The sequence below is a fragment of the Rhodoligotrophos sp. CJ14 genome, assembly GCF_038811545.1.
GTDB classification, from domain to species: Bacteria; Pseudomonadota; Alphaproteobacteria; order Rhizobiales; family Im1; genus Rhodoligotrophos; species Rhodoligotrophos ferricapiens.
Genome location: NZ_CP133319.1, coordinates 2,800,185 through 2,818,485, shown reverse-complemented (window position 1 = coordinate 2,818,485; position 18,301 = coordinate 2,800,185). Strand labels below are relative to the sequence as shown.

Here is an 18,301-nt window from a genome sequence, read left to right as displayed (position 1 = left end):
AGGATCTCATGACCAGTATGCGCGCGGTGGAAACGGGAAATCTGGGCGACATTCTCGATGTGAGCGTGCCGGCCGACCGCACATTGATCATCGACGTCCGGGAAGATGGATCATCCGCCGCGATCACGGCAGGGGCGTTCGATGCGCAAGCCAATGCGGTGGCACGGGCGCTTGCCGGCAAAGGGTTCAAGCGGGGCGATGCGGTCGCCATCATCGCCAATAATCGGCCCGAATACCTTTCCGCCTATATGGGCACCGTGCGCGCGGGCCTCGTGCCGGTGCCGATCAGCAGCCGGCTGGGGCGCGATACGATCGAGTTCATTCTCGAAGACTCGGCCTGCGTCTTCGCCTTCGTCGATGGCGAGCGGCGCGCGATGATCGAAGGGCGATTGCCCTATGCTGACTTCGATGATGGCCAGGCCGGCTTTGCAGACTTCCTTGATCCCGGGCCGTTCTCCAGCCTGACCATGCGGCCTGAGGAATGGGCGACCATCCTCTATACGTCCGGCTCCACCGGGCGTCCCAAGGGCGTGCCTCTGACCCATGGCGGCTATATCTGGGCAACCGGCATGTTCGAGGCGATCAGGCCGGTGGCTCATGACCAGCCGGTGCTGGTGGCCGCCCCGCTCTTCCATATGAATGCGCTGTTCTACAGCAAACTGCTGTTCCGTCTGGGCGGCATCATCGTGCTCATGCGACGGTTCACCGCGCAAGGCTATATCCGCGCGATCGATACCCATCGCTGCGTGCTGCTCACGTCCGTTCCAACCATGCTGGCGATGGTGGCCAAGCAGAAGGAAACGCTCGCGGCCGCAGATCTCTCGTCCGTCCGCATGGTCACCACCGGATCAGCGCCGGTGACGCAAGGACTGATCGACAAGATCAAGGAGATCTTCCCGCAAGCAGAGATCAGCGTGAGCTTCGGCACAACCGAGTCGGGTCCGGTGGCGTTTGGTCCCCATCCGCAAGGCCTTAAGCGGCCAGATACGGCGCTCGGCTATCCCATGCCCGGGGTCGAGGTGCGGCTGGTGGGCGGTGAGACACCCGATGAGGGCGTGCTTCAGATCCGCACCGAGGCGATGATGCCGGGCTATATCAACCTGCCGGAAATGACGGCAAAACGCCTGCAGGATGGGTGGTATGATACCGGCGATCTCATGCGGCGCGATTCCAATGGCTTCTATTTCTTCGTCGGCCGGGCGGATGACATGTTCGTCTGCGGCGGGGAGAACATCTATCCCGGCGAAGTCGAGAAGCTCATCGAGCGGCACCCGGCTGTGCATCAGGCGGCGGTGGTTCCCGTTCCCGACGACGTCAAGGGCCAGCTGCCGGTCGCCTATGTGGTTGCCGCGCCGGGCCATGAGGTGAGCGAGGACGAGATCAAGCGCTTCACCCTTGAGAATGGGCCAGCCTATGCCCATCCACGCGCCGTGTTCTTTGTGGATGAGCTGCCGCTTGCCGGCACCAACAAGATTGATCGCAAGGCGCTCATTGCCCGCGCCGCAAAGGATTTCACACCGCGCAGCTAGCCCCGCGCGGCATTCCGGAATTGAGGAGGAGTGAGCACCCATGAAGGCAATGGTCATTCACAAGCATGGAGATCTGGACGAAATCGTCTTCGATGCGCATTTCCCCGATCCCACGCCCGATGCCGACGAGGTGGTGCTGGCGGTCAAGGCAACCTCGCTCAATTATCACGACCTGTTCACCCTGCATGGCATGCCCGGCATCAAGATCAAGATGCCGATGATCATGGGGATCGATGTGGCGGGCGAGATCATCGCCTTGGGTTCGGGCGTGAAGGACTGGGCGATTGGTGACCGTGTGCTGATCGATCCGATCAACCGGGTCAAAGGCGGGCTCGTCGGTGAGACTATCGAGGGCGGACTTGCCGAATATCTCAAGGTACCCACTCATCAGCTGATCAAATTGCCGGATGATGTGAGCTTCGAGGACGCGGCCGCCTTGCCGGTCGCGTACGGGACGGCGCATCGCATGATGGTCACGCGCGGTGAGATCAAACCGGGCGAGAAGGTGCTCATTCTCGGGGCCAGTGGCGGCGTTGGGACCTGCTGCGTCCAGCTCGCCAAAATGCTGGGCGCGGAGGTTGTGGCCTGTGCGAGCAGTGCCGATAAGCTTCAGAAGCTCAAGGAGCTCGGCGCGGATCACCTGATCAATTACCGCGAGCAGGACTGGCCGCAAGAGGTGCGCAATCTCTATGGCAAGCCGCGGGTGTTCGGCCAGGGCGGGGGCGGGGTCGACGTGGTCGTCAACTTCACGGGCGGCGAGACCTGGGTCCCCTCGCTCAAGGTGATGAAGCAGGATGGCCGGCTTTTAACCTGTGGTGCAACCGCCGGTTTCGACCCTAAGGAAGATATCCGCTATATCTGGACCTTCGAGCTCAATATCCGGGGCTCCAATGGCTGGTCGCGCGATGACCTGCACGCGCTCATCGACCTTGTCCGCAACGGCCGCATCAAACCATCCATTGATCGCATCTTCCCGCTGCAAGAGGCCAAGGAAGCGCTGCGGCTCATGGAAGCCCGCCAGATCTTTGGCAAGCTGATCATCCGCCCATAGCACCGGGCCAAAGAGAAAGCGGCACCAAGCCGTTCGAGGAAACGCGAGGGTAATCCATTGAGCAGAATTGCGGGCGAGCCACGGTGGTCACCCCGCGTTTTCAACCTGTGAGGAGCAGCGTGGCCTCTGTGGCTGAACAACTGGTCCGGATCGATGCGGTCACCCGAAGCTTCGGCGGGTTGGTGGCAATCGATGATGTGAGCATGACGACCGACCAGGGTGAACTCGTGGGCGTTATCGGCCCCAATGGCGCGGGCAAGACCACCCTGTTCAACCTGATCACGGGTTTCGTGCGGCCGACCCGCGGGTTGATCACGGTCCGGGGGCAGGATATCGCCCGGTTGAAGCCGCATCAGATCGCAAGGCTCGGTGTTGCCCGAACCTTTCAGAACCTGCGGATCTTTCCGACCATGACCGTGTTCGACAATGTCTCGGTCGGTGCGATCGGGACTGACGGGGTCTCACCGCTCAGGGCGTTTGGCAGCAAGGCCTATTCCGAGGATATCAGCCAGCGCACGTGGCAGGCATTGGAGCAGACGCGGTTGACGGATGTCGCGGAGGAGCTTGCGGCCAATCTCTCCTATGGGCGGCGCAAATATTTGGAGATTGCCCGGGCGCTTGCCGCCCAGCCGAAGCTCCTCATCCTCGACGAGCCGGCGGCGGGCCTCAATGACAGCGAAACGGCCGAGCTCGGAGAGTTCATCCGCCGCATTCATCAGGACGGGCTCACGATCCTCCTGGTCGAGCATGACATGAACCTGGTGATGAGCGTCTGCAAGCGGGTCATGGTCCTAGCATCGGGGCGCAAGATCGCCGATGGATCACCGGATGAGGTTCGCAATGACCCGGCGGTGCTCGAAGCCTATCTCGGGTCGGAGTGAGCCGATGCTCGATATCAAGAGCTTGAGCGTCACCATCGGCATCCAGCGTATCCTGAACGGGGTGAGCCTTGCGGTCGGTGATGGCCAGATCGTCTCGGTGCTGGGCAGCAATGGTGTCGGCAAGACCACGCTCATGCGGGCCATCATGGGAATATACCGCACATCCGATGGCGAGATCTGGCTTGGCAAGGAGCGCATCGACAGAAGGCCCAGCCACGAGATCGTCCGCCTGGGGATCTCGCAGGCGCCGGAAGGCCGCCATCTCTTTCCCAATATGACGGTTGCGGAAAACATGCAGCTCGGCGGCGCGGTGCTGCCGGCCGGCGATTACGATGCCGTATTCCGCGAGGTGGTGGAGCTCTTTCCCATTGTCGAGCAGAGGCTGCAGCAGAAGGCAGGCTCGCTCTCGGGCGGCGAGCAGCAGATGGTGTGCATCGCGCGGGCTCTGATGTCGCGGCCAAAGCTCTTGCTGCTCGATGAGCCATCCCTTGGCCTTGCCCCCAAGATCGTCAAGCTGATCTTCGATCTGATCGTCAGGATCCGTGAACGCGGCACCTCGATCCTGCTGGTGGAGCAGAATGCCAAGGCCGCGCTGAAGATCGCCGATCATGCCTATGTCATGGAGGTCGGCCGCATCACGCTTGAAGGCAAGCCCGCTGAACTCGAGCAGGATGATCGCATCCGACAAATCTATCTCGGGGGATAGCGCGTTGAGGAAAGATCGGCTCTGATGGACATCTATTTTGCACAGGCGATCATCAACGGCGTCAGCATCGGCTTCGGTTATGCGCTGATCGCCATCGGCTTCACGCTGATCTTTGGCGTGCTCAATGCGGTCAATTTCGCCCATGGCGAGATCTATACGCTGGGCGCCTTCGCGGCGCTGATCATCATCCTGATGTTCGCGCCACCGATCATCGTGCTGATCCTGCTCGTTGCCATTGTCGGGGTGCTCAGCGGCTGGGGGCTCGAGCGGATCGCCTTTCGCCCCTTCCGCCGCTCACGGGATGAGGCGACGCTCAAATCACGGGCGATGCGCGAGGCAACCCTGATGTCCTCGCTCGCCATGGGCATCATTGCCCGCGAGGCGCTCACCCTTTACTTCGGCGGCGAGGCGCAGAGCATTCCGCAGGATTATCTCCTGAACCAGCCCATCGAGCTGGGCGGGCTGGTGCTGGCGAATGGCGATCTCGTCATTCTCGGTTCCGCCGTCGCAATGCTCATCTTCCTGCAGGTGCTGCTCTATCGCACCAATGTCGGCCGCGAGATCCGGGCGGTCGCGGATGATTTTCTCGGCGCGCTCTATGTGGGTGTCGATGCGAACAAGGTGATCGTGCGCACCTTCATGATCGGATCAGCCTTCGGCGCCATCGCAGGGCTGCTGGTCGGGCTCTATTACGGCCAGATCTTTCCGTTCATGGGCTTCACGCCGATGCTCAAGGCTTTCATCGCCATGCTCATGGGCGGGCTCAACAACATCTTCGGCGCGGTTGTTTGTGCACTGATCATTGGGCTTTCCGAAAGCCTGCTCGCCAATGCCCTGCCCTCCCATCAGCAATGGGTCGACGTGGTGCCGCATGTCTATCTGCTGCTCACGCTTCTCTTCTTCCCGAGCGGCCTCTTCGGCAAACGCTCCGAGCGGATGTGAGGGTGAGACATGAACCGGCCTCTGATCTGGACCTGCGCCGTCCTCGCCCTCATTCTGCTCGTCATTCCGGGCAGCTTGTCCTTGCTCGACCAGGGTTATCTCTTCCGCCTGGCGCAGCTCAGCATGATCTTCATCATTCTGTCGATGAGCCTCAACCTGGTGAGCGGCACGGCCGGCCTTTTGTCGCTTGCCCATGCCGCCTTCTATGGCATCGGCGCCTATGTGGCGGCCATTCTGTCGACCAAGTTCGATATTCCCTTCCTTGCCACGATGCCGTTGGCCATGCTGCTGTCGGGCGCCTTTGCGTTTCTCGCCGGTATTCCGGCCATTCGCCTCGTGCGCATTTTCTTCACGGTGGCCACCCTCTCGATCGGCGAGATCATCACCCTCACCATCACCAACTGGTATGATGTCACCCGTGGGCCGCTCGGCATTCGCGGCATTTCGCCAATCGAGATTTTCGGCTTCGACTTATCCGGCAGGCTCGCCACCTATTACGTGATCGCGGTGGTCATGCTGATCTCGCTCTGGGTGCTGCACCGCATCACCCATTCCTATTACGGCAATGCCTTGCGGGCGCTGCGGGAAGATGATCAGAGCGCACAGGCCATGGGTATCAATGTCAATCTGCTCAAGATCCAGGCCTTTGCCATTGCCGGTGCCTTTGCGGGCCTCGCCGGCGCGCTGCTTGCGCATAGCACGCGCTATATCAGCCCGGACATGTTCAGGCTCCCGGAATCGATCCTGATCCTCACCATGGTGGTGGTGGGAGGGCTCGGCAGCTTGCCGGGAGCGATCATCGGCGCGCTGCTCATGATCCTGCTTCCGGAACTCGGGCGCGAGGTCGGCGAGTTGCGTATGATCCTCGTGGGCATTGTGCTGTTCATCGCCATTGTCGCGATGCCGAAGGGCCTGTTCAGCGAGACCGCGGCCATCGCCTTCGTCAGACGATGGTTTGGTTGCGCATGGCGGCCCGGGCGGGACGGCAAGCCAGGGATCGGCTGGAAATAGCCGGCTATTGCGGCCGGCGCTGAGCTCCTGGTCCCGTTGAGCCAGGAGCATGGAGGTGAGGATGAAAGCGAAATTGCACATTCCGAGTTCAAGGATCCGGGGGGCGAGATCAGTCATCGCCGCCGCAGCGCTCGCGGTGATGGCGGGCTGGGCAGCCCCTCAGGCGCAAGCGCAGGAGAAAACCTTCCTCATTGGCTGCTCCTTGCCGCTCTCGGGACCTCTGGTCGGCTTTGGCGAGCCGATGAAGGAGGGTGCCCAATTCGCAGTCGATACCTATAACGAGGCGAAGGCTTTCCCTGAGGCCAAATTCGTTCTGCAATGCTATGACAGCAAGGCTGATCCCAAGGAGACCATCAATATTGCCGAGCGTCTTGCGGACCAGGCGGATGTGATCGCCTCGATCAGCGATTTCAGCTCGACCGCGACCATGGCCGCGGCCGATACCTATGAGCGGGCAGGGCTCTTGCAGATGACGCCCAGCGCCTCTCACCCTGACCTCACCAAGATGAATGACTGGATGTTTCGTGCCAGCGAAACGGTGAATGTCTATGTGCCGCCGATGGCCGACTTCATCATCGACAAGCTCGGCAAGAAGAAGGTCGCCGTCTTGCAGGTGCAGACCGACTGGGGGCTTGCGGTCGCGGACGCCTTCACTAAGCAGCTCGAAGAGCGTGGCGGCGAGCTCGTCCAGCAATCGGTCTACAAGGAAGGCACCACGGATTTCCGCGCGATCATCACCCAGCTCAAGCGCGCACAGCCCGAGGCGATCTATCTCGCCATGCTGGAGGAGGAGGCTGCGAATTTCGCCAAGCAGCTCAAACAGCTTGGCATGGGTGACATTCCGGTCGTCGATTCGGCTGTCGGCGTGACGCCGCGGTCGGTCGGCCTTGCTGGCGGGGCGATGGAAGGCTGGTATCTCGCCACGATCTTCAATCCAAACAATCCGGACCCGAATGTCCAGAACTTCATCAAGGGGTTCGAGGCCAAGTATAACCGCAAGGCGGATGTCTGGTCGGCCTATGGCTTTGATGCTGCAACCCTGATCATGCAGGCGGCAACCCGCGCTTGGCCTGATGTGACGCGCGAGCGCGTGCGCGACGAGCTCGCCAACAACACCAAGGATTATAAGGGGGCGAATGGCGATCTCAGCATCGACCCGGAGACCCGGGAGGTCTCACGCCAGCACATCTTCGTCTCCCAAGTCAAAGACGGAAAGATCCAAACGGTCGCGGAGAACTGAAATCGCACCAATCCACACCATCCGGCTGCCGCTCATCGCTTCTGGCTCGATGAGCGGCGCTTCCCACCGCGTCAGCCCGCATCTTTAACGCTCCAAGAGCAATAATGGCGCAGGATGGCCATGCTGGGGTCTTAATTGACATTTCAATGGCAGCCCAATAGGATTTCAGAGTCTTTCGGCGGGCTGAACTATGTCTCTCATCGACAAGCTTCGCGGCGATATTATTGGCGGCGGTGCCGGCATTCCCGGCCCCTTTGGCACGCGCCCTCTCATCTATGCCGATTTCACCGCCTCTGGCAGGAGCCTACGCTCCATTGAAAATTTCATCGATGATGAAATTCTTCCCTTTTACGCAAACCCGCATTCCCGGCAATCCTTTACCGGCCGCCAGACAGGTACGCTGATCGAAGAGGCGCGCGAAATCATTGCGCGCTCAATTGGTGCCGGTCCCTTCGATGCGGTTCTATTCTGTGGCACAGGTGCGACCGACGCGATCGCAAAGCTGATTGCACTTTTGGACCTGAAGCCCGGAAGGGCATCGCGCGAGCTCACCGATCGCGATTGCCCGGTCGTGTTCATCGGGCCTTACGAGCACCATTCCAACGAGCTGCCCTGGCGGGAATGCGACATCGACTTGATCGTGATCTGCGAAGATGCGCAGGGGCAGCCGGATCTTTCGTGGCTTGAAGCCCATCTTCGGGAGATCAGGCCTGGTCGGCCGATTTATGGCAGCTTTTCAGCGGCATCGAATGTGACGGGCATCCGCACGCCCATCGACGAGATCTGCCGCATGCTCCACGCCTATGGCGGTCTCGCCTTCTGGGACTTTGCCGCAGCCGGTCCATATGATGCGATTGACATGTCAGTGGGACCTGATTCGGCTACCTGGAAGGATGCGGTGTTCATTTCACCGCATAAATTCCTCGGGGGTCCTGACACACCGGGCGTTCTCGCCGTCAAGCGAAGCATCGTGCGGCGATGCGTGCCCTGCAAGCCAGGCGGTGGCACGGTGCAATACGTGACGCCGTTCGATCACGTCTATTATGACGAGCTGGAACGCCGGGAGGAGGGCGGAACGCCGGCCTCGATTGCCGCCATGCGGGCGGCGCTCGCTTTCACCGTGAAAGCTGCGGTGGGGGTCGAGCAGATCCGCGCCATTGAGGATCGTCTGGTGGAACGGGCCTTATCAGCCTGGCGGGATGTGCCGGGCATCCTCGTCCTTGGATCGGGCAGCCAGTCCCGTCTCGCAGTCTTTTCCCTAATGATCAAGGCCGGTCGCCGCTTCCTCCACCATGCCTTTGTGGTGCAGCTGCTCAACGACCTCTTCGGGATCCAGGTTCGCGGCGGCTTGTTCTGCGCCGGACCCTATGCTCACCGCCTGTTGGGGATCAACCAGAGCCAGTCGAAGCAGCTGTTCGAGGTTGCCGGAGCCCATGGCGTCATCGCGCGTCCCGGCTGGATCCGGCTCAACTTTCATTACCTCATGTCCGATGAAGAGGCGGATTACATCATCGCGGCTGTGCGGTTCATTGCCGAACACGGGCAGGCCTTTCTTCCGCTCTACGAGTTCTGTATGCGCACTGGCCGTTGGCGCCATCGCCACTATGGCGATGCCCCGATCCGCCGTCTGCGGGATTTCGAGGCGATGCTCACAGGCCGTGATTTCCGCCCGCCCTGCCTAGAGCCGGCTGGCGAGAAGCCGCTGCAATCATACCTCGAAGAGGCGGATGAGCTTGTCCGGAGGCTGCCCGCTCTTGCCGAGGACGGAAGAACGGCAGTGGAGCTGCCTTCGGCGATCGAGGCGGTGCGCTGGTTCTGGATCCCTGCCGATTATTGCCGGGACGACCTGTTTTCCTGCTCGCCTATGGAGGAAGCTGCGACGCCCGCTCAGCAGTTCCAGTCGGCCTTGGCCTGATCGCGTCTCTCGGCTCGCGCCTGTCCTCTCCATCGCTCGAAAAGAATGGCGAGGTTTGGGCTCTTCACAACAAGCTGGAGCTATGTGGGCCGTCACCATCATGCTAGATGGTGAGGAATGAGGATCTTCGTTCTGACAGGGGCGGGCATTTCCGCGGAAAGCGGGCTGGGGACGTTTCGCGACAAAGCGGGAACCGGCATCTGGGCGCGCTTTGATCCGATGAAGCTTGCAACCCCGGAAGGCTTCGCACGAGATCCCGAGGCGGTGCACGCCTTCTATAATACCCGCCGCCGCAACCTGCTTGCCGCCGAGCCTAATGAGGCTCACTTCGCCCTGGCGCGTCTTGAAGCGGGCCTTGCAGAGCGCAGCGGGATGCTCACTCTCGTCACCCAGAATATCGATGATCTCCACGAGCGGGCGGGCTCGCGCAATGTCGTGCATATGCATGGCGAGCTGCTCAAGAGCCGCTGCGCTGCCTGTGACAGTGTCGTGGACTGGCGGCAGGACCTGAGCCTTGAAGATCAATGTGAGGCCTGCGGCGAAACTGGCCACCTTCGGCCACACGTGGTGTGGTTTGGTGAGATGCCGCTGGCGCTTGATCAAATCTATGGCGCGCTTGCCGCGTCGGATTTGTTCGTGGCCATCGGCACGTCCGGCACGGTCTATCCCGCAGCAGGCTTCGTTGCGCAAGCACGCGCGCTGGGGATAGCGACCTGCGAGATCAATCTGGAGCCGTCCGATGATGCCCGCCTCTTCGACGAGTGCCGTTACGGCCCGGCAAGCGAAACCGTGCCGGCCTGGGTCCAGGACATGCTGCGCCAAGGTTAGGGTCTTCATTCGGTGAGGAGCGTCGGGATGCAGGAGAATAGCGGCGAGCACGGGCCTATTGTCGATCAGCTCCCGGGCGGGACGGGCCGATCACGCATCGATCCCGATGATCCGGCCGCACCCTATTTCGAGCTGCTGTCGCGCCTGCGCTCGCCACTGACATTGCGCGAGCTGATGATCCAGACCGTCCGCTCTGGCTATATCGGGCAAGGAACGCCAATCGATCCGAAGATGCTTCCGCCCAGCGCGGAGGAGCTTTACCCGGAGATAGGGGTCAAGCCACTCCTCGTGCCCTCCCCTCTGGGCCGCATTCGCTGCCAGGTGTTTGGACCACCCGGTGAGGCGCCCAGGCGGCGCATGATGCTTTACCTGCACGGCGGTGGGTTCACCGTCGGGTCATCCGAAGATACGGCCTATATCACCAGCCGCATCGCCGCCGAGAACGACATCATCGTCGTGAGCGTCAATTACCGGCTGGCGCCGGAATGGCCCTTTCCCGCCGGCCTCGATGATGCGCTCTGCGTGCTCAACTGGATGCGGGAGAATGGCGCCTCCCTCGGCGGTGATTCCGATCAAATCTTTGTCGCAGGTGACTCAGCCGGTGCCAATATGGCTGCGGCCTTGCCGCATAAGGCGCGCGATGAGGGGGCGCGGCTTCCGGACGGCGTCGTATTGCTCTGTCCAATCACCGATTTTCACGTGGAGCAATATCCATCCTTCGAACGGCTCGCGCCCCTGGGCATCATCTACGACACGGCCTTCGTCGGCTATATTCGCGGAGCCTATGTGGTCCATCACCGGCTTTGGTCGCATCCCCATGTGAGCCCTGCCCTCGGCGACCTGCGGGATTATCCCCCAACGGTGATCATCGCCGGCGAGGTTGATCCGATTGTCGATGACAACAGGGCCTTCGCAAGCAAGCTCGCGGCCGCCGGCCGGCCGGTGCAATTGCTCGTGCAGCCCAAGATGCCGCATGGCTTCTACTTCTTTCCTCGCCTCTTGCCAGCTGGAGAGGCAGCCTTCGAGGCAATCCGCCGGTTTTTTGGCTCAGCGCGCTGATCCGCACTCAAGCAAGATGCAACCTTATCGCGCAAGCCGCGTTGAATAATGTTCTCGGTGAACTCGTCACTGCGCAAACTGGCAGTGAGGGGAGGTGCCGCGATGGCGCTGTTTCGCGACAGGGCAGATGCGGGGCGCAAACTAGCATTTGCGTTGGCGACATATATCCCTGCGCATCCGGTGATCCTCGCATTGCCACGCGGCGGCGTGTTGGTTGCGTCCGAAGTTGCCGAGGCCCTGAACGCCTCGCTCGACCTCATCCTCGTGCGCAAGATCGGCGTGCCCAGCCAGCCGGAACTTGCCATGGGTGCGGTGGTGGACGGGCCGACCCTCACGATCGTCCGCAATGAAGAGGTGATCAGTGCTTCCGGGATCAGCCGGGCGGCATTCGAGGCAGCCTGCGCCAGCGCAATGGCCGAGATCGAGCGGAGGAGAACCCGCTATCTCGGCAATTCAGCGAGATATGAGACATCAGGGCGTGTCGCTATCGTGGTCGATGACGGCATCGCGACTGGGGCGACCGTCAAAGCGGCCTTACGGGCGACCCGCAGCCGCAATCCACGAGAACTCGTTCTTGCAGTGCCGGTTGCTCCAGCCGAAACGGTGGAAGAGCTGCGAAGCGAGGCCGACACGATCATCTGCCTCCACACGCCGCGGCCTTTCGATGCTGTCGGGCGGTTCTATGACGATTTCGAGCAAGTCAGCGACGAGCAGGTCATCGCGACCCTCGCACGGTTCACCAGGGATCCCCAGGGATAAGGACTGAACCGATCATGGAGCACAATGGCTCCCCGGGCGTTCTTCCGTGCAATCGCGAAATCGATGCCGGAGGTTAGGATGACCAAGATCCGCAATATCGAAGAAGGTGATACGCAACTGACCATTCCCGTGGAGAAGGTCTGCTTTCTCATCGTGAAGGCCAGGCAATATGACGTGAAAGACGTGGTCACCGTCCCGGACCAGGCTTCCAATCCCTCCGATGATCGCTATGCGATGGTGCTGGAGGATCACGGCAATGATCCGGTGCTGGAGGAAATGGCGTCCTTGATCAGCAGCTTGTCGGAAGATGAGCAGATCGACCTGGTGGCCCTCATGTGGCTTGCTCGCGACGACTATACCGCCGATGATTGGGAGGCTGTGCGCAAGCAGGCGGCGGACGAGCGCAGCGATCACACCGTCCGTTATCTCTGCACGACGCCGCTGCTGGCCGACCATTTGGCGAATGGCCTCTCGCTGCTCGGCTATTCCTGCGCGGATTACGAGGCCGACCACCTTTAGCTCGGGAACCTACGCGTCGGGCACCCCCGCCGCGAGCTCTTCAAGCCAGAGCTTCGCCTGCCCGTCCGACGGAGCCCGCCAGTCGCCCCGTGGGGACAGGGAACCGCCGGAGGTGATCTTCGGACCGTTTGGCAGTGTTGAGCGCTTGAACTGGCTCGTGAAGAACCGGCGAAGGAATACCTCCAGCCAATGTTTGATCTCGGTGAGTGAATAGGCCCGGTGCTCGGATTTAGGCATGTCGACGGGCCATGCGCCGCGGTCCACATCACCCCAAGCGTGATGGGAGAGGAAGGCAATCTTCGATGGCCGGAAGCCGTAACGGGTGAGGTAATAGAGGTTGAAATCCTGAAGGGCGTAAGGCCCTACGATCTGCTGGGTTGACTGGATGGTCTCGCCGGGGCCGACCGGAACCAGTTCTGGAGAGATTTCGGTTGCAAGGATCGCATGCAGCACCTTGGCCGCATCCTTGCCGACATCACCGGACCCCGCAACGAAGCGGATCAGATGCTGGATCAGTGTCTTGGGCACGGAGGCATTGACGTTGTAGTGGGACATGTGATCGCCAACGCCATAGGTGCACCAGCCCAAGGCAAGCTCCGAGAGATCACCGGTCCCGACCACCAGGCCCCCGACCTTATTGGCGATGCGGAACAGATAATCCGTGCGAAGCCCGGCCTGCACATTCTCGAAGGTCACGTCATAGACGGCCTCGCCCTTGGCAAAGGGATGGCCGAGATCGGCCAGCATCTGGCGCGCGGCCGGGCGAATGTCGATCTCTTCGCCGGTGGCCCCCAGGCTGCGGATCAGCGCCCAAGCATTCGCCTTGGTCTCGTCCGAGGTGGCAAAGCCGGGCAGGGTATAGGCGAGCACATCCTTGGGCTTGCGGCCCAATCGTTCCATGGCGCGCACCGCAACAATCAGCGCTTGGGTCGAATCGAGACCTCCGGAAACGCCAATGACAGGATGCGCGAGCCCTGTTGCGGAAAGCCGCTTGGCGAGGCCCTGAACCTGGATGTTATAGGCCTCATAACAATCCTCGCGCAGCCTGGCTGGATTGGCCGGCACGAAGGGAAAGCGCTCGACCGAACGCTGCAGGGGCACGGACTTGCCCGGGCTGTCGAGCGTGAAGGTGACCTCGCGGAAGAGGCTGTTCTGAGCCGCCTCGATCTGGGCGCATTCACCAAAGGTATTCATTCGCATCCGCTCCTGGCGCAGCCGGCCAAGATCGATATCGGCAGTTGCACGGACCGCACCTTGTGGAAAGCGCTCGGTTTCGGCAAGCAGGTCGCCATATTCGAAAATCGCTGCATGGCCATCCCAGGCAAGATCAGTGGTCGATTCGCCGGGACCTGCCGCCGAATAGGCATAGGCCGCGATGGTGCGGGCTGAGTGACTAGCACAGAGCAGACGCCGCGTATCCGCCTTGCCGATGGTGATGTTGCTGGCGGAAAGATTGAGCAGCACCTCGGCGCCGGCCATGGCCGCGCGAGTCGAGGGCGGCAGCGGTGCCCAGATATCCTCGCAGATCTCCACGTGAAAGGTGAAGGGCGCAGTGCCTGTCGAGCGGAACAAGAGATCAACGCCGAAAGGGATCTGCCGGCCGGCAATGCTGATATCCACACGGGTCATGCCGGCACCGGAGGTGAAATGCCGGTGCTCGTAAAACTCTCGATAGTTCGGCAGGTAGGTCTTCGGCACGGCGCCAAGAATGCTGCCCCGGTGCATCACCACGGCTGAATTGTAAAGCCTGCCTTGGCGGCGGAGCGGGGCGCCGACCACCAGCACGGGATAGAGCGCGCGCGAGGCTTCAGCGATTTTCGCGACGCTTGCCTCGACCGCATCGAGCAACGCGTCCTGAAACAAGAGATCATCGATGGCGTAAGAGGAAAGCCCAAGCTCTGGAAAGAGCATCAGAGCGATGCCATCCCTGTCGCCCTCGCCCGCCATTGCCAGTGTTTCCGAGGCGGCAAAATCGGGATCGCTGACCGCCGCGCGTGGCACACAAGAGGCGATGCGGATGAATTCGTGGCTATATAGCGAAAAGAAATCGGCCATAACGCATCACCTCGGGTGCTCGCTTGCGCAGGGCTCCATCAACCGCCCACGCCATTGAGCATGTAGGCGATGTGCATGGGCTCACGCAATGGCAAGCCTCCGGCCGAATGATGGTGAATGAGCCGAAAGCTGCTAACCGGCAAGCATGCCGGCAAGCCGACCCCTGATGATCTGCTCGGCCTCGTTCATGATCCGGGTGATCAGTTCCGCGCAGGTGGGGATGTCGTGAATGAGGCCCTGCACCTGGCCAGCCCAGATCAGGCCTGCATCGAGATTGCCGGTTTCGAGAAGCTCGCGTCCTTTGACGCCGCGCACCAGATGCGCGATGTCCTCGAACTTTGCGCCAGGCTCAGAAAGGATCCGCACCACCTCGTCGGACACGCTGTTCTTGCCGACGCGGGCGGTATTGCGCAGGCTGCGGAAGATCAGGTTGGTGCCCCGCTCATCATTCTCGACCAGGAAGCGCTTGGCATTCTCGTGAATAGGGGCTTCGACGGTCGCGCAAAACCGGGTGCCCATATTGATGCCGTCCGCACCAAGCGCCAGGGCTGCCGCGAGGCCGCGACCATCACCGAAACCGCCGCTTGCGATCATCGGGATCTTCACCTTGTCAGCCGCAGCGGGGATCAGGATAAGGCCGGGAATATCATCTTCGCCGGGATGGCCGGCGCATTCAAAGCCGTCGATCGAGATCGCATCGACGGCCATCCGCTCGGCGGAAAGGGCATGGCGGACGGCGGTGCATTTGTGGATGACCTTGATGCCGTGTGACTTGAATTCCTCCACATGCTCGGTCGGCTTATAGCCTGCCGTCTCGACAATCTGGATGCCACTGTCGATGATCGCCTTGCGATACTCCTGATAGGGAGGAGGGTTGACCGAGGGCAGGATCGTGAGGTTCACGGCAAAGGGCTTGTCGGTCATGGACCGGCAGCGGTCGATCTCGCGGCGAAGATCATCCGGCGTCGGCTGAGTGAGCGCGGTGAGGATGCCAAGGCCCCCAGCGTTGGAGACTGCCGCGGCAAGCTCGGCCCGGCCAACCCACATCATCCCGCCCTGCACGATGGGGTGTTCGACCCCGACGAGTTCGGTGAAGCGCGTGCGAATGGCCATGGGTCAGGCAGCCTCCACAATGGTGACATTGGCAATGCCGCCGCCTTCGCACATGGTCTGCAGGCCATAGCGCTTACCCTGAGCTCTCAAAGCATGCACCAGGGTTGCCATCAGCTTCGTGCCGGATGCGCCAAGCGGGTGGCCCAGAGCAATAGCCCCGCCATTGATGTTGAGCTTATCGGGGTCTGCTCCTGTCTCTCTCAGCCAGGCGAGAGGCACCGGCGCGAAGGCCTCGTTGACCTCATAGAGATCGATATCATCGATGGTCATGCCCGCCTTCGCCAGGGCTTTGCGGGTTGCGGGTATAGGCTCTTCCAGCATGATCACGGGATCACCGGCGGTGACCGTGAGATTGTGGATGCGGGCAAGCGGCTTCAGCCCGTGCTCCTTCAACGCCTTCTCACTCATGATCAGCACGGCGGAGGAGCCATCGCAGATCTGGCTGGCATTGGCCGCGCTGATCCGGCCGCCCTCCTGCAGGAGCTTCACGGAGGAGATGCCCTCGAGGGTCGCATCAAAGCGAATGCCTTCATCCACCACATGCTGCTGCGGGCCATCGGGTGTTTCGACGGTGACCGGCACGATTTCATTCTCGAATGCGCCAGACTTGACCGCCGCTGCCGCGCGCTGATGGCTGCGCAGCGCATATTCGTCGAGCTGCTCGCGGCTGAAGCCATATTTCCTGGCCATCATCTCGGCGCCGATGAACTGGCTGAAGGTCTCGACCCCGAACCGCTCCTGAATGCGCTTGCTGAACGGGCCGAGGCCGATGCCCTCCTTCTGGTGGAGGGCCATGTTGGAGAACATGGGCACGCGGCTCATGCTCTCGATGCCGGCGGCGATGACGACATCCTGCGTGCCGGACATCACCGCTTGGGCGGCGAACTGAATGGCCTGCTGCGAGGAGCCGCACTGGCGATCGATGGTCACCGCCGGAACGCTTTCCGGCAGCTTCGAGGCCAGCACCGCGTTGCGGCCGAGATGGAATGCTTGCTCGCCTGCCTGGGTGACGCAGCCGACGATCACGTCTTCGATCGCGGCGGAATCGATGCCACTGCGGTCGACAATGGCATTGAGCACCTCGGCACCGAGATCGGCAGGATGCCAGCCGGCGAGCTTACCACCGCGGCGCCCGCCAGCCGTCCGTACGGCTTCAACGATATAGGCTTCGGCCATTCCTCGTTCTCCTCGCCCGAGGCCCAATCCGCGGGCGCGCTATGGGTCAATGCTGCGGATTATTGGCGTCACGCTTGATCTTCTTGGCGAGTGACCATTTGTGCACTTCGGTGGGGCCGTCATAGATGCGGAAGGCGCGGATCTCGCGGAACACCTGTTCGACGATGGTGTCCTCGGTGACGCCCGTGCCGCCCATCACCTGAATGCAGCGATCGGCCACCCGGAACAGTGCCTCGGAGACTGCGACCTTCGCCATGGAGCTCTCGGCGGTGCCGAGCGAGCCGGTATCGAGCACGTCCGCGCACCAGTCGATCATCAGCTCGGCTTGCTTCAGATCGATGAGGTTGTCGGCCAGCATGAAGCCAACCCCCTCATGGTCAATGAGCGGCTTGCCGAACGCCTGGCGCTTCACCGCATAAGCGGTGGCGATCTCATTGGCGCGGGTGACAGCGCCGTGCCAGCGCATGCAATGGGACAGACGAGCGGGGCTCAGGCGCACCTGGGCATATTTGAAGCCTTCGCCGCTATTGCCGAGCATCTGGTCGGCCGGAACCCGCAAATCCTCAATGCTGATGACCGCGTGGCCACCGGGCATGGAGCTGTCGATCGTGTTCGGCACCCGCTCGATGCGAATGGCCGGGTTTGGCAGATCAACCAGGAACATACAGGCGCCGTCATCGGACTTGGCCATGACGATGCCGACCTTCGCGCCCTGTGCACCCGTGATGAAGGCCTTGCGGCCATTGATCACCCAGTGATTGCCGTCGGGCCGGCAGGTGGTCTTCATCATCGAGGGGTCGGAACCCGCACCGTTTTCCGCGGCAGGCTCGGTCATGAAGAAAGCCGAGCGGGCACGGCCCTCAACCAGAGGCTTCAGGAACCGCTCCTTGATCTCCGGACTGCCGACCTTGCCCAGAAGGTACATATTGCCTTCATCCGGCGCATTGGTGTTGCAGGCCAGAGGACCGAGCGGCGACAGGCCCGACTTTTTCAGCACTATGGCCGTCTCACGCTGGGTGAGATGGCTGCCATCGGGCAGGATATGGGGGGTGAGCACGCCGGCCGCGCGGGCTTTCTCGCGCATCTCGAAGACCAGCTCATCGAGGGGGCCGCCATGATTGTCGCGCCGGGGATCCTTCTCATAGGGAATGACCACGTTGCGGACGAATTCCTCAACCCGCGCCGCGATCTCGGTGGCTTTCTCCAGGCCGACGCCGCTCATCGGGAGGCCATCCGAATTTTGCTAAGGCCAGAGGCCTCGCCGATCAGCTGGAGATTGGTGATCTCAACCATGTGCGCGTATTCCTCCGGTCGGCCCAGCGGCGTCAAAGGGAACTTGCCGGCCCCGCACGCTGGGCGTGATGATCAAGCCGGGAACAATGGTTACAACCCGATTGGTCAAACGAGCAAGGCCGGTCGGTATCGGGGCTGGGATAATTTGCGCTTCGCTGCTGATCCGCGCAGTTTCCGCCTGCATCGGCTTCTCCCTGGCCCCGGCATTTGCCGCAGAAAACTTT

General features: G+C 61.7%; 16 protein-coding genes. 12 read left to right on the top strand and 4 right to left on the bottom strand.

Going from position 1 to position 18,301, the window contains the following annotated elements; genetic code table 11:
• Nucleotides 1–8: 8 nt before the first annotated feature.
• The 12 genes from RCF49_RS13085 (at nucleotide 9) to RCF49_RS13030 (ending at nucleotide 12,440) form a co-directional block, all read left to right on the top strand.
• Entirely contained in the window at nucleotides 9–1,529 is a 1,521-nt protein-coding gene (locus tag RCF49_RS13085) for a class I adenylate-forming enzyme family protein (RefSeq protein ID WP_342640325.1), read from the top strand.
• 40 nt (nucleotides 1,530–1,569) lie between these two features.
• The gene (locus tag RCF49_RS13080; protein ID WP_342640324.1) at nucleotides 1,570–2,580 is read left to right on the top strand and encodes a zinc-binding dehydrogenase; all 1,011 of its coding nucleotides are present in this window, start codon (nucleotides 1,570–1,572) and stop codon (nucleotides 2,578–2,580) included.
• 128 nt (nucleotides 2,581–2,708) lie between these two features.
• Complete coding sequence (locus tag RCF49_RS13075) at nucleotides 2,709–3,461, top strand: ABC transporter ATP-binding protein (RefSeq protein WP_342640323.1); 753 nt, start codon at nucleotides 2,709–2,711, stop codon at nucleotides 3,459–3,461.
• A gap of 4 nt (nucleotides 3,462–3,465) precedes the next feature.
• Nucleotides 3,466–4,167, top strand: coding sequence for an ABC transporter ATP-binding protein (locus tag RCF49_RS13070; protein WP_342640322.1), 702 nt, complete (start codon nucleotides 3,466–3,468; stop codon nucleotides 4,165–4,167).
• A 24-nt stretch (nucleotides 4,168–4,191) separates the two neighbouring features.
• Nucleotides 4,192–5,109, top strand: a complete 918-nt coding sequence (locus RCF49_RS13065; protein ID WP_342640321.1) for a branched-chain amino acid ABC transporter permease — start codon at nucleotides 4,192–4,194, stop codon at nucleotides 5,107–5,109.
• Nucleotides 5,110–5,118: 9 nt separating this feature from the next.
• Entirely contained in the window at nucleotides 5,119–6,120 is a 1,002-nt protein-coding gene (locus RCF49_RS13060; RefSeq protein WP_342640320.1) for a branched-chain amino acid ABC transporter permease, read from the top strand.
• Nucleotides 6,121–6,181: 61 nt separating this feature from the next.
• Nucleotides 6,182–7,360, top strand: a complete 1,179-nt coding sequence (locus tag RCF49_RS13055) for an ABC transporter substrate-binding protein (protein ID WP_342640319.1) — start codon at nucleotides 6,182–6,184, stop codon at nucleotides 7,358–7,360.
• 190 nt (nucleotides 7,361–7,550) lie between these two features.
• A complete protein-coding gene (locus RCF49_RS13050; RefSeq protein WP_342640318.1) occupies nucleotides 7,551–9,275 on the top strand; it encodes an aminotransferase class V-fold PLP-dependent enzyme in 1,725 nt (574 codons plus the stop codon).
• Nucleotides 9,276–9,392: 117 nt separating this feature from the next.
• The gene (locus RCF49_RS13045; RefSeq protein WP_342640317.1) at nucleotides 9,393–10,103 is read left to right on the top strand and encodes an NAD-dependent deacylase; all 711 of its coding nucleotides are present in this window, start codon (nucleotides 9,393–9,395) and stop codon (nucleotides 10,101–10,103) included.
• 27 nt (nucleotides 10,104–10,130) lie between these two features.
• Nucleotides 10,131–11,162: an alpha/beta hydrolase gene (locus tag RCF49_RS13040; RefSeq protein ID WP_342640316.1), complete on the top strand. Its 1,032-nt coding sequence runs from the start codon at nucleotides 10,131–10,133 to the stop codon at nucleotides 11,160–11,162.
• A gap of 102 nt (nucleotides 11,163–11,264) precedes the next feature.
• Nucleotides 11,265–11,921, top strand: coding sequence for a phosphoribosyltransferase (locus RCF49_RS13035; protein ID WP_342640315.1), 657 nt, complete (start codon nucleotides 11,265–11,267; stop codon nucleotides 11,919–11,921).
• A gap of 78 nt (nucleotides 11,922–11,999) precedes the next feature.
• Nucleotides 12,000–12,440 (top strand): DUF3775 domain-containing protein, encoded by a 441-nt coding sequence (locus RCF49_RS13030; RefSeq protein WP_342640314.1) that lies wholly within the window; start codon nucleotides 12,000–12,002, stop codon nucleotides 12,438–12,440.
• Nucleotides 12,441–12,449: 9 nt separating this feature from the next.
• Here the strand turns inward: RCF49_RS13030 and RCF49_RS13025 are convergent, their stop codons facing one another.
• The 4 genes from RCF49_RS13025 to RCF49_RS13010 all read right to left on the bottom strand — a co-directional run bounded on the left by RCF49_RS13025 (nucleotide 12,450) and on the right by RCF49_RS13010 (nucleotide 18,006).
• A complete protein-coding gene (locus RCF49_RS13025; RefSeq protein ID WP_342640313.1) occupies nucleotides 12,450–14,495 on the bottom strand; it encodes an NAD(+) synthase in 2,046 nt (681 codons plus the stop codon).
• Nucleotides 14,496–14,627: 132 nt separating this feature from the next.
• The gene (locus RCF49_RS13020) at nucleotides 14,628–15,608 is read right to left on the bottom strand and encodes an NAD(P)H-dependent flavin oxidoreductase (protein ID WP_342640312.1); all 981 of its coding nucleotides are present in this window, start codon (nucleotides 15,606–15,608) and stop codon (nucleotides 14,628–14,630) included.
• 3 nt (nucleotides 15,609–15,611) lie between these two features.
• Complete coding sequence (locus RCF49_RS13015) at nucleotides 15,612–16,784, bottom strand: acetyl-CoA C-acetyltransferase (protein WP_342640311.1); 1,173 nt, start codon at nucleotides 16,782–16,784, stop codon at nucleotides 15,612–15,614.
• 46 nt (nucleotides 16,785–16,830) lie between these two features.
• Nucleotides 16,831–18,006, bottom strand: a complete 1,176-nt coding sequence (locus RCF49_RS13010; protein ID WP_342640310.1) for an acyl-CoA dehydrogenase family protein — start codon at nucleotides 18,004–18,006, stop codon at nucleotides 16,831–16,833.
• Nucleotides 18,007–18,301: the final 295 nt, after the last annotated feature.

What these genes read in the sequence shown, in the direction of transcription:
- RCF49_RS13085 (WP_342640325.1), top strand. Translation starts at nt 9, where the DNA reads ATGACCAGTATGCGCGCGGTGGAAACGGGAAATCTGGGCGACATTCTC.
- RCF49_RS13080 (WP_342640324.1), top strand. Translation starts at nt 1,570, where the DNA reads ATGAAGGCAATGGTCATTCACAAGCATGGAGATCTGGACGAAATCGTC.
- RCF49_RS13070 (WP_342640322.1), top strand. Translation starts at nt 3,466, where the DNA reads ATGCTCGATATCAAGAGCTTGAGCGTCACCATCGGCATCCAGCGTATC.
- RCF49_RS13065 (WP_342640321.1), top strand. Translation starts at nt 4,192, where the DNA reads ATGGACATCTATTTTGCACAGGCGATCATCAACGGCGTCAGCATCGGC.
- RCF49_RS13060 (WP_342640320.1), top strand. Translation starts at nt 5,119, where the DNA reads ATGAACCGGCCTCTGATCTGGACCTGCGCCGTCCTCGCCCTCATTCTG.
- RCF49_RS13055 (WP_342640319.1), top strand. Translation starts at nt 6,182, where the DNA reads ATGAAAGCGAAATTGCACATTCCGAGTTCAAGGATCCGGGGGGCGAGA.
- RCF49_RS13050 (WP_342640318.1), top strand. Translation starts at nt 7,551, where the DNA reads ATGTCTCTCATCGACAAGCTTCGCGGCGATATTATTGGCGGCGGTGCC.
- RCF49_RS13045 (WP_342640317.1), top strand. Translation starts at nt 9,393, where the DNA reads ATGAGGATCTTCGTTCTGACAGGGGCGGGCATTTCCGCGGAAAGCGGG.
- RCF49_RS13040 (WP_342640316.1), top strand. Translation starts at nt 10,131, where the DNA reads ATGCAGGAGAATAGCGGCGAGCACGGGCCTATTGTCGATCAGCTCCCG.
- RCF49_RS13035 (WP_342640315.1), top strand. Translation starts at nt 11,265, where the DNA reads ATGGCGCTGTTTCGCGACAGGGCAGATGCGGGGCGCAAACTAGCATTT.
- RCF49_RS13030 (WP_342640314.1), top strand. Translation starts at nt 12,000, where the DNA reads ATGACCAAGATCCGCAATATCGAAGAAGGTGATACGCAACTGACCATT.
- RCF49_RS13025 (WP_342640313.1), bottom strand. Translation starts at nt 14,495, where the DNA reads ATGGCCGATTTCTTTTCGCTATATAGCCACGAATTCATCCGCATCGCC.
- RCF49_RS13020 (WP_342640312.1), bottom strand. Translation starts at nt 15,608, where the DNA reads ATGGCCATTCGCACGCGCTTCACCGAACTCGTCGGGGTCGAACACCCC.
- RCF49_RS13015 (WP_342640311.1), bottom strand. Translation starts at nt 16,784, where the DNA reads ATGGCCGAAGCCTATATCGTTGAAGCCGTACGGACGGCTGGCGGGCGC.
- RCF49_RS13010 (WP_342640310.1), bottom strand. Translation starts at nt 18,006, where the DNA reads ATGAGCGGCGTCGGCCTGGAGAAAGCCACCGAGATCGCGGCGCGGGTT.